Here is a 13381-nt window from a genome sequence, read left to right as displayed (position 1 = left end):
ACGCAAGAGGCGGGGCTGTTCACGTTTCTAGTGTCGGCGTTGCGGGCCGGGGCAACGGCGTCATCGGCTCCGCGGGACTCGGGAGGAACGAAACGATGAGCGACAACGCATCGCGCGGCAACGTCGTCCTCGTCCACGGCGGCTTCGTGGACGGCGCCGGCTGGCAGGGGGTGTACGAGGCCCTGGTCGACGACGGCTACACCGTGGCCGTCGTGCAGAACCCCACGTTGTCCCTGGACGACGACGTGCTCGTCACCCGGCGGGTGATCGACGCGCAGCCGGGACCGGTCACCCTGGTCGGCCACTCGTACGGCGGCGCGGTGATCACCGAGGCCGGCAACCACGACAAGGTCACGGCGCTGGTGTACATCGCCGCCTTCGCGCCGGACAAGAGCGAGTCGGTGAACACGCTGATCGCCGACCCGCCGCCCGGCGCGCCGGTGCCGCCGATCCTGCCGCCGGTGGACGGCTTCCTGCTCCTGGACCGGGAGAAGTTCCCCGAGTCCTTCGCCGGCGACCTGCCGCTCGCTCAAGCCCGGTTCCTGGCCGACTCGCAGGTGCCGTGGGGCGTCGAGGCCCTTGCCGGCGCCGTGGCCACGCCGGCCTGGCGCACGAAGCCGTCCTGGTACCTGGTCGCCTCCGAGGACCGGATGATCCCGCCGCCGGCGCAGCAGGCCATGGCCGAGCGCATCGGGGCGACGACGGTCGAGGTGGCGGGCAGCCACGCGATCTACGTGTCGCAGCCGGCCGCCGTCGCCGATCTGATCAGGCGGGCGGCCGACGCCTGATCCGACGCACGCGCACCTCCGGTGCCCGCCGTACCCGTCCGTGACGGCCGGTCCGGCGGGCACCGACACGTCTTGCCCTCGTGGGCAAGCCCCGACACCCCGGATCGCAAGGAGTACCCCATGAAGTCACCGCGCCGGAGCAGGACTTACGCCGCGGCCGCAGCCGCGGTCGCGCTGACGAGCGTCGTCGCCGTCGGCACCCTGACCCCCGCCGCGTCGGCGTCCGACCGCCCCGGACACGGCACGCCGTCGACACCCAGGCCCACCTGTGCGCTGAGCCTGCACGCCACCGGGTTTCGGCCGAGGGTGAGCGAGGTGGCGCGGACGATCGAGGCGGTGGGCGTGGGCATCAACCTGCTGCCGCACGCAGACATCGGGTGGGGTTCGGGCTCATTTCCGGGACCGCACGAGCGGCGCGGCCGACCCGTCGCGAAACGCGGGCTTCCGCAATGAACGTGGATCAAGCTTGGCACACGGCCGACGCGCGACGGACGTCCGGGACGAGCAGTTCGTCGGCCGCGCCGTCGTCGTCCGAGACGAGCCACAGGAGCCGGCCCTCGCCCTCACCGGTGTCGTCCACGACGGGCACGAAGACCGCTTCCCCGCGTGGCGGTGATGCCGTCGGTGGCTCATGTCACGCGGTACGCCGGCGCTCACGACGCATACGCCGGCTTTTTGCTCACGAAGAGCGGGTGGAAGAAGTAATCGATGGTCGTCGCGCTCCTCGGCGGCCGCATATGCGCCGGCTGTGCGTTCGTGCGCCCTGTGCTTGATGCCTTGGGTGTTGATTTCCTTGCAGAACGATCGGCTTCCGGTCGTCGGTCCCGTTGCGCAGCAATGCACTTCAGGAGTGGCCGCGACCGAACAGGCCCCTTGCGTGGTGACGCGTGATGCGAGGTGGACCATGAACACTGGCGCCGTTCCGGCGCATCCGGACAACGAGCTACGGGTGGCTCTGACAGGCGGGTTTCCCGAGATGCCGTCGATACTCGTGGTGGCGGGACCCGATATACCGGCCAAGGTATCCATAGAATTCCGAAACGGTCGTGAACACTACGAGTACACCGGCGGCGTGTTGGACCTGGACGGCGTGAGCCTGCCACTCTTCCGGTGGAGCTATTCCACGAGGATCGCCGAATAACGGTTGAGCAATCGGCTGTTCGCCGCACCGTCGGAGCGCCGGTTCATGATGGTCCACACCGACCGCGTGAGCCGGTGCTTCGGCGCGAGACGGCCGGCCGGTGCCCCGACTCCGCCTCCTCGATGACGTGCGTACACGAGATGCCGGGGAGGTGCCCGGCGGTCTGCCCCGCGCCCGCTACGGCGACCGCGCTCCCACGATCAAGTCGCCTCCCGCATCGATCGGTTCGGGCGACGCGAGCCGCACGTGCGAGCCCGGCGTGCGCGCCCGGGTGCGATCGTGAGCCGGTGACCGTCTGCGATAGCAGAGGTACCGTGAGTTGTGAGGGGAATCGTCGGGCCCGCCTTTGATGCGGGCTACTCGTCGGCGCCGGCCGGCCACGTCCGCCCTTCCGGTATCACGAAAATCCAGAGCATCCCGGGCCCGCAGTGCGTCTTGCCGCGTCGCGGCGGATCCGATCTGCGCGATGCCCCTCAGCCACGGGAGCCCCCCATTGCCACGCACGCCACCCATCGACGGCCACCCGTTCCCCAGTCTCGCCCAACATCTCGAAGCCGCCCGTAACCGCGCCTTCATCGGAAGGACGAGGGAGTTGGCGTTGTTTCGACGCGCGCTCGCCGGTGAAGCGGGCTCGTTGTCCGTGCTGTTGCTCCATGGGCTCGCGGGTGTCGGCAAGTCGTCCCTGTTACGGCAGTTCGCCGTGGACGCACGCTCGGCCGGGCGGACCGTGATCGAGATCAGCGGGCGCGTCGGCTCGTCGCCGGCAGCGTTCGAGCTCGCCGCCGCGGAGATGTTCACTCGCGACAACGCGGTGCTGCTGGTCGACGACTTCGAGCGCTGTCAGGTCCTGGAGGGCTGGCTGCGGGACCACTTCCTGCCCCGTTTGCCGGTCGGAGCGCTGACCGTCTTCGCCGGGCGCCGGGCCCCCGCGCCGGTATGGGAGACCGACCCGGGCTGGGCCGAAGTGGTGCGCGTGGTGCGGCTCGAGGACCTGTCGCGCGAGGATGCCGCAGCGCTGTTGGCGTCGCGTGGCGTGCCGTACGAACCGTTGCCGGCGTTCGCCGGCGGGCATCCGCTGGCGCTCGCCCTCGTCGCCGAGGTCGCCCTCCAGGCCGCGCCGTCCGCAGGCGAACTCCCGGCGCAGGAGGTGTACTCCAAGCTGGTGGAGCACCTGGTCGGCGATCTGCCGTCCGCGGCTCATCGGCATGCCCTGGAAGTCTGCTGCCACGCTCGGGCCACGACGGAGGAACTACTCAGGGCCGCGCTGCCGGGCGAGGACGACGCCGCGGCTCTGTTCGCCTGGCTTCGTCGGCTGCCGTCCGTGAAGGCGGGGCCGGAGGGCGTGGCCCCGCACGATGTCGTGCGAGGCGCCGTGGACGCGGATCTGCGCTGGCGTGATCCACAGCGCTACGCCGCCATGCACGGCCGGATCCGCGATCACCTGCTGAAGCGTGCCGTCGAGGCACGCGGCGCGGATCGGATCGGCGCCGTCGCTCCGATCATGTATCTGTACCGGAGCGGCGGTTTCCTGGGCGACCTCGTCACGTGGGGGAACCGAAGCGAGGTCCACGAAGAGGAACCGCGATCAAAGGACCACACGGCGGTCGCACGGATGGCGGAGCGGGCGGAAGGGGCCCGTTCCGCCACGATCGCACGGCTCTGGTTGGCCCGGCAGCCGGAGGCGTTTCGGGTGTACCGGCGCTCGGACACGGGGGAAATGGTCGGATTCTCGACCTGGTTGACGCTCCGGGACCCGGACGAGAAGGAGTTGCGCGCGGATCCGGTCGTGGCGGCGGTGTGGAGCCACGTCCACGCGGTGGGCGCGCTACGGCCGGGGGAGCACGTGGGGATCGCACGATTCATGGTCTCGTCGGAGCCTCACTCCTGGGCTTCACCCGTCATGGACTCGATGGTGCTGCGGATCGCGGCGGAAGTGCTGCTCGTCAGGGGAGCGGTCTGGTCGTTCATCATCTCGGCCGACCCCGACCTGCGGAGATCGGCCACCGCTCATGGCCCCTTCCACCCGACCGGAACCGATGTGGTCGTCGGCCGCCGGACATACCGGATCTTCGGACACGACTGGCGGGCCGAGCCGCTGGAGTGCACCCTCGACCACACCGGGCCTCCCCGGAACCTGCGCCCGATGGCGGAGTCGGCCGCCTGCGCGCACAAGACGGCCGTCATGGCGCGGCCCGAGTTCGACGAGGCCGTTCGCGAGGCGCTGCGGTGCTGGCATCGACCCGATGCCCTGGCCCGCAACCCTCTGTCGCGCAGCGGGTTGTTCGCCGACGCGGGCAGCTCCCTCCGGGACGCACTCGAGCGGGCGATCGACACCCTCGGCGGCGACCCCCGGAGTGTGAAGGCGCACCGGGCCCTGACCGTGACGTTCGTGGACGGCGCACCGACACAGGAGGCCGCCGCCAGACGGGTGGAGTTGCCGTTCAGCACCTACCGCAGACACCTCACCCTCGGCATCCGGTACGTCAGCGAACTCCTCTGGCACCAGGTAATGCGGAGCGTGTCCCCCGCCGCGTCGGTCGTCGCCCGGCCGTGACCTCGATGCGGGCGCGGCTCGCGGATGCCGTGGCATCGCCGTCCCGGGCGGTGGCACCGGTCTCCTCGGCCGGGTCCATCCGCCCGACCCGCCGCCGTGGCGGTCGAGTCGGGCCGGCCCGCAGTGAGCAGAACCGAGCAGTGGATGAGCAGAGAATGGTCTGGCCACCTTCCCACGTCGAATCCGAGACTGATTTTCGGCGTGGGCATGGCAACCCATTCCTGGTGGCGACAGAACGTTCGGGACAACGGCACCGCGTATCCGCTCGCATTTCGGCGGCCCTGCCGCCCGGGTATCGCACGACGAACGTGCTCGTGCCGTCGACGTCGTCGCACCGACGTGGCGTTTCAGGACTCCGGCCGCCGACGAGACATCGCCGGCCGGTGGGACGGAATGAGGGTGACGCACGTGATGGACTCTGTCTTCGTCATGCCCGGTACGGTGCCTGCCCCGCGCGCGGGCATCCTGAGCGACTTCCACCACCGCTACGAGACCGTACGCGAATCCTTGTCCCGCATCGACAAGGCGGCCCGGGAAATGGGATTGCCCGAGATCAGTCCCCGGCTGATCGAGGACAACGGGACAAGTGACCGCCGCGGTCCCGAGGTGCAGTATCTGGAGATCTACGCGGTCAGCCTCGCGACCCACCACATGCTGGTCGCCGAGGGGGTCCGGCCGATCGCGATCGTCGGGCAGAGCATCGGGGAACTGTGGGCCCTGGCGGCCGCCGGACACCTGGCCGTGGAGGACGCCGCGCGCCTGGCCGTGGCTCGCTCCCAGGCGCTGACCCGACAGGGCTGGGGCGGCAAGATGCTCGCGGTCGGTGTCGACGGCCGCCGAGCGCAGTCGCTCGCCGGGTTGCTCGACCATCCCCACCTGGTGCTGGCCTGCGAGAACGCTCCTCGGCAGAGTGTGCTCAGCGGCCCGGAGCCGTTGATCGAGTTCGTGGAACGGGTGGCGGACACCCTGGGGTGGCCGAGTCTGCGGCTGGATGTCCCGCATCCGACGCACTCCCCCGCGATGGTGCATGCCGCGCGCGACCTGCGGGCGAGCGCGCCGCGGGTACCGTACGGCACCGGGCGTTGGCGGGTGTGCTCCCCGTGGCTGGGCCGGGACGTCGGCGACGACGACCCGGTGGACCTGGTCGCGGGCGCGCTCACCGCCCGGGTGCGGATGTTGCAGACGATCCGTGACCTGCACGCGGGTGGTGCCGACGCCTTCGTGGAGTGCGGCGAATGGCCGGTCGTCACCAAGTTCGTCGAGGCGTCCGTCCCGGGTGTGCGGTGTGTGGTTCCGCTGAGCGAGGGCGATCCGTTCGAGGCGGTACGGGTGTTGGCCGCCGATCCGTCGCGGGGTGGGCTGTTCCGCGAGCGGGTGCCCGCGTCCGCAGCTTCCGCCGGCGGTCGCGCCGCTCACGCGAGCGCACCCGCGACCGCCGCGACGGTTACCCTCCCCGCCCTGCCCCCGACGCGGTCCGCCGTTGTTTCCGCGCCGACGCCTCCCGTGACGTACGCGAACCCGGCCGCCGACCCGGCGCCCACGATTGCGGCGCCGGTGGTCCCCGCTGCCGCGCCGGCCGTCGCCCCGCCGGCCGCCTCGGCGCCCGGCGGGCTCGACTACGACGCGGTCTTGGACGAATTGCGGGTGCTCTACGGCGACTTCCTGGGTTACCCGCCGGATCTGCTCGGTGCGGACGACGGCCTGGAGTCCGAGTTGGGAGTGGAGTCGCTCAAGCAGGTGGCACTGCTCGGGCGGGTGTCCGATCGGTTCGACCTGCCCGATCTACGGGCGGACACCTCGCTGCTGACCCTCGCCACCCTGCGCCGGATCGCGGAGACCGTGGTGCGCGCCCGGGCGGAGGTTGCCGCACGATGACCGACACCGACCACCTCCGCGGGAGGGTCGCCCTGGTCACCGGCGCGGCGAGAAGCCTCGGCGCGGACATCGTCCGCCGGCTGGCGGGCGACGGCGCCCACGTGATCGTCAACTACTTCCACTCGGTCGAGCAGGCGAAGCTGCTCGAAGCCGAGCTCGAGCAGGCGGGCCACAGTTGCGAGTTCATTCGCGCCTCGGTGGCCAAGACCGGCGAGATCGACCGCATGTTCGATCTGGTGGCCGAGCGGCACGGCGGCCTGGACATCCTGATCAACAACGCCGCCGGCGGCGCGTTCCTCCCCCTGCTCGACATCGACGACACCTACTGGCAACGGGCGTGGTCGACCAACGTGATGGCGGCCTACCATTGTTCGCGCCGGGCGGCCGAGTTGATGGCCGGCCGGGACAACACGAACATCCTGTGCCTGTCCAGCGTCGGCGCCCACCTGCCGATCCCGGGATACGGCCCCGGCGGGGTCACCAAGGCCGCCCTGGAATCGCTGGTCCGCTACCTGGCCCTCGAACTCCTCCCCCAGGGCATCCGGGTGAACACCTTGCAACTGGGCACCGTGGACAGTGAGTTCGTCGACAACCTGGACAATCCCCCGGCGGCCCTGGGCGACCCGGCCACGACGAGCGAACTGATGAGCCGTGCCCTCTCGACACCGGAGGCCGCCACGTTGATCGTCCACCTCCTCCACCCGAACTCCGGCTTCATCACCGGACAGACCATCGTCGCCGACGGTGGCATAGCCATCGGCGGCATGCAGGGCGTCCGCCTGCACAGCAAGCTGGCGGACCGCGTGGGCGTCCCCGTCCGCGGCCGACCGATCCCGCCGGCGGCGGCGCGGACCGCGCCGCCCGAGGCGGACGAGTCCGGCCCGGAACCACCACAGGCGGCGCGCCCGGGGCCCGACACGACGCCATCCCCGACGCCCGATCCGACGCCGCGGTTCGACCCCGAAGCGATCGCCGTGGTCGGCCTCGGTCTGGTCCTGCCCGGTGCGAACTCCACCGACGACTTCTGGGATCGGCTGCGTGAGGGCACCCCGATCCGCAGCGAGCCGTCCGCTTTCGACCTGAAGCACTTCTGGGCACCCACCCGCGAGGACACCGACGCCTTCTACGTACGCGAGGCCGGCTACGTCCGGAACTTCGTACCCGACCCCGCCTCGACCACCGAACCGCACGGCAACGTCGACCACCCGGGGTGGCCGCGCACCAACCGCTGGCTGCGCCACTGCGCCGTCCGAGCCCTGGCGGGAGTGGGCCGGCGCCCGACCGACCGCTGGTTCGTCGCGACCACCGGCATCCACGACCAGACCGGACTCGGCTCCCAGGCCGTGGTACTCGGCGACGAGTACCGGCGCATGGTCCGCGAGGCGATCCCGGCCGACCGGGAAGGCGATTGGTTGGCCGAGTCGGCCGACCACGCGATCGACGCGCACTACGCCGGCGACGGCGGAAACCCGCAGGCGTACCTGCCCGCGTCCGTCTCCCGCAACGCGCTGCGCGGACTGATCCCCGACGACGCCCAACACCTCACCCTCGACTCCGCCTGCGCGAGCGGCCTGTTCGCCCTCGACGCGGCGGTCAAGGCACTGCGCGACGGCTCGTGCGACGTGGCGTTCGCCGGTGGCACCTCGGTGATCGAGCCGATCGGGTTCACCCTCTTCTGTCGGGCGCAGGGCATCTCGATGAGCGGCAACGTACGCCCGTTCGACCAGGCGGCCGACGGGACCGTGATCGGCGAGGGCGCGGTAATGCTGGTCCTGAAGCCGTTCGGGCGGGCCGTGGCGGACGGCGACCGGGTGCTCGGCGTGGTCCGGGGCAGCGGTCTGGCCGCCGACGGGCGGGGCAAGGGCATTCACGCCCCTGCCACCCGCGGCCAGGAATCGGCGATCGCCCGGGCCTGGGCCGACGCGGGTGTCGAGGCCGACGACGTGGACTGGATCGTGGCCCACGGCACCGGGACGCCGGTGGGCGACGAGATCGAACTGCGCTCGCTGCTCTCTCGGTTGGGGCCGCGGCGGCGGGCGTGTCTGGTGACGTCGAACAAACAGATCTTCGGCCACACCGGGGTCCTCGCGGGCCTGGTCTCCGTCGCCCACGCGCTGGTCGCGTTCGAGCGCGAGGCGATCCCCGGGCAGTGTGTGGTCACCGATCCGCACCCGGTGCTCGGCGACGGCTCGCGGCTGACCGTACCGCTCGTGGACGCCCCCTGGCCGACGGACCACACACGGCCGCGTGTCGTCGGAGTGTCGGCGTTCGGCCTCGGCGGCGCCGACGCACACGTGGTGCTCTCCGACCGTGTGCCGCAGGCCGCGCCCACCACTCGGCGCGGCGGGGCGGACGTCGCCGGCACGGAGGACCTGGTTGTCGTCGGCTGGAACACCCACCTACCCGGTCTCGACGCAGAGGATGTGCCGACCTGGCTCACCGGCGGCGGCCCGCGCCCGGACGCCGGCTTCGGGCTGCCCTATCCGCTGCCGTCCCCACGCCAGGTACGCATCCCACCGCTGACGATGCGGCACATGGACGCCGCGCACCTGATGACGCTCCAGGCCCTCGGCCCGCTGCTGGACCGGCTCGGCGAGCCGGGCAACCACCTGCGACCCACAACCGCGGTCGTCGTCGGATCGTCGCTGCCCACCACCCACAACACCCGGGCCGCACTGCGCGTGCACGCCGCCGAGTGCGCCGCCGCGTTCGACATTTTGCCCGACCGCGCGCAGGCGCAACGGCTGAAGGAATACCTCGCGAAGGGCATGGCGGAGGCCGCGGGGGTGATCCCCGGCGACCTCAACGAGGACGACTTCACCGGGGCGGTCTCCTGCATTCTGTCCGGCCGGGCGGCGAACTACTACGACTTCCGGGGTATGGGCGTCAGCGTCTACGCGCACCGGGACTCCGCGCACACCGGCCTCGACCTGGCCCTGCGCCAACTCCGGCACCGAGCCTGCGATCTCGCCCTGGTCGGCGCGGTCTGCCTGCGCCCGATCAGCGGGTGGGATCGCCATCTCGCCGGCCTGGTGCCGCAGGGCCGATCCATCGCGGAGGGCGCCGCCGTCCTGGCGATCGTCCGGCGCTCCACCGCGCGCGAGCACGGCCTGCCGGTCCTGGGCACCCTGTCCACCTCGCTCGCCGGTGACGACGCCGGCGCCGTGCCCGCGCACGCACTGCCCGTCCTGACCGACATCGGGCACACGTACCTCTCGCTCGACGCCCTGCTCACGATCCTGAAGGCGGTCGTCACCGGAACCTCGACCGTCGTCGCGCCCGCCGCCCCGGGGTCACCGACGATCCGGTTCACCCCACCGACCGAGCCGCAACCGTCTCGGGCCGAACGGGCCGACCACACGGTGTCGGCGCCCACGGCACCCGACCGGATCGCGTCGGAGGAGGGCACCGCTCCCGACCCGGTCGTCCGGCAGGAGCACACCGAGGAATACCTCGGCCGCCGCCAAACCGTGCGCCTGGTCCCGACGACCCCACCCCCCGCGGAGGCGGCGATGGCCGCGATCCCCCCGGGCTCCGTCGTGATCACCGACTCCCCCGACCTCGCCGCCGCGGCCGGCGGCTCGGACGTCGCCGTCTGGGCCCCGACACCGGGCATCGGCGCCACCACCCACGTCCCGCCCGAGGACGCGCCCACCGCGCTGGCCGGCCTTGCCTTCGTCCCCCGCCACGTCCGGATCCTGACCCGACTGCCCGAGGACGACGGCGCCCCCGACGGCGACGGCGCGGACGACGCCGAGACCGCCCGGATGGAGGCCCTCCAAGACCTCACGTTCACCACGGTCCAGGCCGTACTGCCCGCCCTGCGCAACGGCGGTTCGCTTGCCGCCGTGCTGCTCGGGGCGATACCGGACGACCTGCCGAGCCCGTCGAGCGCGCTGATCGTCGGTCTCGTCCGCTCCGTCCGAGCCGAGATCCGCCAGTGCGGCGGCGCGGCCCTGCTCACCGACACACCGGACGCGGCATCCGCCCTGGCCCTACTGGCCCGAGCGGCCGGCGCCCAGGTCCCCACCCACACTCTGGCCTGCCGCGCGGGCACCTGGCTCACCATGGCGGTCGTCGACGACAACGCCGCGCCGGTTCCCGCACCGCAGGCCCAACTTCCGCCCGGCGCGGTCGTGGTCGCCTTCGGCGGCGCCCGGGGCATCACCCCCGAGATCATGCACGCGCTGGCCCGCACCGTCGACCGACCCCACGTGTACGTCGTCGGCCGCACCCCACCACCGGCACCCGACGAAACGCTGCCGGCGCAGGCCGAGTTCATCATCACCGAACGACGCAAACGCCCCGACGCGTCCGTGGGCGAGTTGCGCGCCGACTACGAGCGCGCCCAAGCGCGCCTGGAGGTAGGTCGCACCGTGCGCCGGCTGGCCGACCTGTGCGGCGCCGACCGGGTGCACCACCGGGTATGCGACGTCCTCGACGCCGAGCGCACCACCGCCGTCCTCGGCGAAGTCCTGGACCGACACGGGCACATCGACCTGCTCGTCAACACCGTCCTGGAGCTGCGCTCACGCGCGCTGCATGCCAAAACCCTCGCCGACTTCCGCGCTGTACGGGCCACCAAGGCGACCGGCTACCGCAACCTCAAACGCGCCCTCGCCGGCCGCCCGCCCCGAATCTGGGTCAACTTCAGCACCCTCGCGGCTCTCGCGCCCGCACCCGGCGACGTCGACTACTGCACCGCCAACGAATACCTCGCGTACGCGAGCGCCCGGGCTCGTCGCCACGCACCGCCCGACCGGCACGAGTTCGCGATCCTGTGGAGCGGCTGGCTCGAAGCCGGCGTGGCCAGCAGCATCACGATGCGCGAAACGCTCAAACGCAACCGCATGGACGCCTATATCGACAACGCGCTCGGATCCACCCAGTTCCTGGCCGCCGTCGCCCGTCCACCGGCCGGCGGGGTGACGTTCTTCGTCCGCGAGGACGAACGCACCCTGCTGCACACACGCGGGATCGCCGCGCACGGCTCGCCCGACGACCTGCGCATGCCCACTCCCGACGTACCGCCGCCCGCCGCGCCGGATCCGGGCCTGCGCACTCCCCTGCTCGACGGCGTCCTGCACCGCGGCACGAACTGGATCGTCCTGACCAAGACCTGGGATCCCCGCACCCTGGCCGAACAGGACGGCCGCTGGATGCGCCACCACCGAGTGAACGGCGAGTACACCCTGCCCGGCACGTTCACCCTCGAGGCCGCCGCCGGCGCCGCCGCACTCCTGTGCCCCGATCTCGTGGTCACCGGATTCCGCGACCTCGTCTGCCGCACCTCGATCACGGTCGGACTCACCGGACCGCGGCGCACCGTCGCGGTCGAGGCCCGGGTCACCAGCCGGCAGCGGAATCGCGCCGAAGTCGCCGTCCGGATGACGACCCACCGGATCGGCCGCAACGGCCGAGTCCTGCGCTTCAACGACCTTCTGTGCGAAACGAACGTGCGCCTGGCCCGGCGGTATCCCACGCTTGCCCCACCCCCCGACTCCTCGACCCACCGACCCGAACCCGACTTCGCGATGCCCGTCTACACCCTCGACCCGCCGATCTCGCTCACCGGCCCGTTCGCCGGCACCCGCGACCACGCCCGCGGGGCCGACGGGAACAGCGCCGCGTTCGGGTTCGACCATGCCGCCTGGGCACCGGCCCTGGGCGACACGATGGTGCCCGCCATCCTGCTGGACGCGATGGTGCACCTGCTGTTGCTGCCACCGATCGGCGAACCCCCGCCCCGGGTCGGTCCGATGGCCGGCCTCGGCGAGGTCGACCTCGGCGGGCCGGGCAACGACTGCCGGCTCGGCGCGCAGCATCCGACCATCCGTCTGTACTGCGACTTCGCCACCGGCGTCCTGACCGCCGCCACCGCCGACGGTCGCACACTCGCCCGGATCGCCTCGGTCGGCGCGCACGACCCGGACCACCCCGGCGAACTCGTCCGACCCCTCGCCGACGCCCGCCGACCGATCGTTTCGTGACAGCCGAGGAGGCAGCGATGTTGTGGCAGGACATCACGATCGCGGGCACAGGTGCCTGGATTCCGCCGATCGTCCCGGTACCCGATCCGGGCGAGGCGTCGACGGCCGCGCCGCGGCAGGCCGCGCTCAACGGATTCACCTCGGCCGCCATCGCGACCGACCACACGCCGACCCGGATGGCCGCCTGCGCCGGCCTCAAGGCGCTGCGCCATGCCGATGTCGCCACCGCCGATCTCAGCCTGCTCGTACACGCCAACTTCCAGGACGAGGACCACTACACACCCGCGACCTACATGCAGCGGGTGCTCGGCGGTCCGCACACCATCGGCTACGAATTGTGCGCCGCCAGCGACGGTGGGGCCGCCGCGCTGATCGTCGCCGCCGAACACCTCACCGCCCGCCCCGCCGCGAAGGCCGCCCTGGTCACCGCCGGCGCCCGATTCCCCGAGCAACGCTGGGGCGGCGCCCGGAACATGGGCTACGTGGCCGGCGACACCGGCGCCGCCGCCGTACTCACCCGAGGCGCCGGCTTCGCCCGGCTGGCCGCGACCGCCCAGGTCGTGGAGCCACACCTGGAGGTGCTGACGCGGGCGCGGAAGGAGCACGACGGAAGCGGTCGGCCATTCCCCATCGAGGACAGCGGGCTCATGCCGCACATGGACACGCTGCAACGCGCCACCCGCCGGTGTGTCGAGACCGTCCTCGACGAGACCGACACGAAGCCCGCGGACGTCACGCACGTCGTGGCCATCGCGATCGGATCGATCGTGCTCGACCTCGTGCTCGCCGGGTCCCCGCTCGACCTGCGCTGCGAGGACACCAGTTGGACCTTCGGCCGACACCTCGGCCACGCCGGCCCATGCGACATCCTGCTCGGCCTCGACCGCCTGTTCCGCTCCGGCGCATCACGGGCGGGCGACCGCGTCCTGGTGCTGAGCTTCGGCCTGGGCTTCCGCTGGACCACCGCACTGATCGAGGTCACCCGCGACACCACCCCCGCGGCGCCGGCCGCCGGAACACACAGGGAATGAGG

General features: G+C 71.9%; 8 protein-coding genes. 7 read left to right on the top strand and 1 reads right to left on the bottom strand.

The genetic code is table 11. The features are described 5' to 3' along the window. Nucleotides 1-95: 95 nt before the first annotated feature. Together ACIBM5_RS00900 and ACIBM5_RS00895 are read left to right on the top strand one after the other, a co-directional pair. Nucleotides 96-788: an alpha/beta fold hydrolase gene (locus tag ACIBM5_RS00900; RefSeq protein ID WP_396004741.1), complete on the top strand. Its 693-nt coding sequence runs from the start codon at nucleotides 96-98 to the stop codon at nucleotides 786-788. A 120-nt stretch (nucleotides 789-908) separates the two neighbouring features. Continuing rightward, complete coding sequence (locus ACIBM5_RS00895) at nucleotides 909-1241, top strand: hypothetical protein (RefSeq protein WP_396005118.1); 333 nt, start codon at nucleotides 909-911, stop codon at nucleotides 1239-1241. A 7-nt stretch (nucleotides 1242-1248) separates the two neighbouring features. On the opposite strand, the gene ACIBM5_RS00890 is transcribed toward ACIBM5_RS00895, so the two are convergent. Next, a complete protein-coding gene (locus ACIBM5_RS00890; RefSeq protein ID WP_396004739.1) occupies nucleotides 1249-1377 on the bottom strand; it encodes a hypothetical protein in 129 nt (42 codons plus the stop codon). Nucleotides 1378-1692: 315 nt separating this feature from the next. Between ACIBM5_RS00890 and ACIBM5_RS00885 the strand changes: the two genes are divergently transcribed. The 5 genes from ACIBM5_RS00885 (at nucleotide 1693) to ACIBM5_RS00865 (ending at nucleotide 13379) form a co-directional block, all read left to right on the top strand. Continuing rightward, complete coding sequence (locus ACIBM5_RS00885; protein ID WP_396004738.1) at nucleotides 1693-1929, top strand: DUF5988 family protein; 237 nt, start codon at nucleotides 1693-1695, stop codon at nucleotides 1927-1929. A 592-nt stretch (nucleotides 1930-2521) separates the two neighbouring features. Next, entirely contained in the window at nucleotides 2522-4483 is a 1962-nt protein-coding gene (locus ACIBM5_RS00880; RefSeq protein ID WP_396004737.1) for an ATP-binding protein, read from the top strand. Between the two features lie 411 nt (nucleotides 4484-4894). Next, nucleotides 4895-6358 carry an acyltransferase domain-containing protein gene (locus tag ACIBM5_RS00875; protein ID WP_396004736.1) on the top strand — a complete coding sequence of 488 codons (1464 nt, stop codon included), beginning with the start codon at nucleotides 4895-4897 and terminating at the stop codon, nucleotides 6356-6358. Next, the gene (locus ACIBM5_RS00870; protein WP_396004735.1) at nucleotides 6355-12348 is read left to right on the top strand and encodes an SDR family oxidoreductase; all 5994 of its coding nucleotides are present in this window, start codon (nucleotides 6355-6357) and stop codon (nucleotides 12346-12348) included. Before ACIBM5_RS00875 ends, ACIBM5_RS00870 begins: the two co-directional genes overlap by 4 nt. A gap of 17 nt (nucleotides 12349-12365) precedes the next feature. After that, on the top strand, nucleotides 12366-13379 hold the full coding sequence (locus ACIBM5_RS00865; RefSeq protein ID WP_396004734.1) for a 3-oxoacyl-[acyl-carrier-protein] synthase III C-terminal domain-containing protein: 1014 nt from the start codon (nucleotides 12366-12368) through the stop codon (nucleotides 13377-13379). The last annotated feature ends 2 nt before the right edge of the window (nucleotides 13380-13381 follow it).

Origin of the sequence: Embleya sp. NPDC050493 (assembly GCF_044458105.1) — a bacterium.
Classification (GTDB): Bacteria; Actinomycetota; Actinomycetes; order Streptomycetales; family Streptomycetaceae; genus Embleya.
The sequence above is the reverse complement of the archived record's forward strand: the minus strand, read 5'-3'. Positions and strand labels throughout refer to the sequence as shown.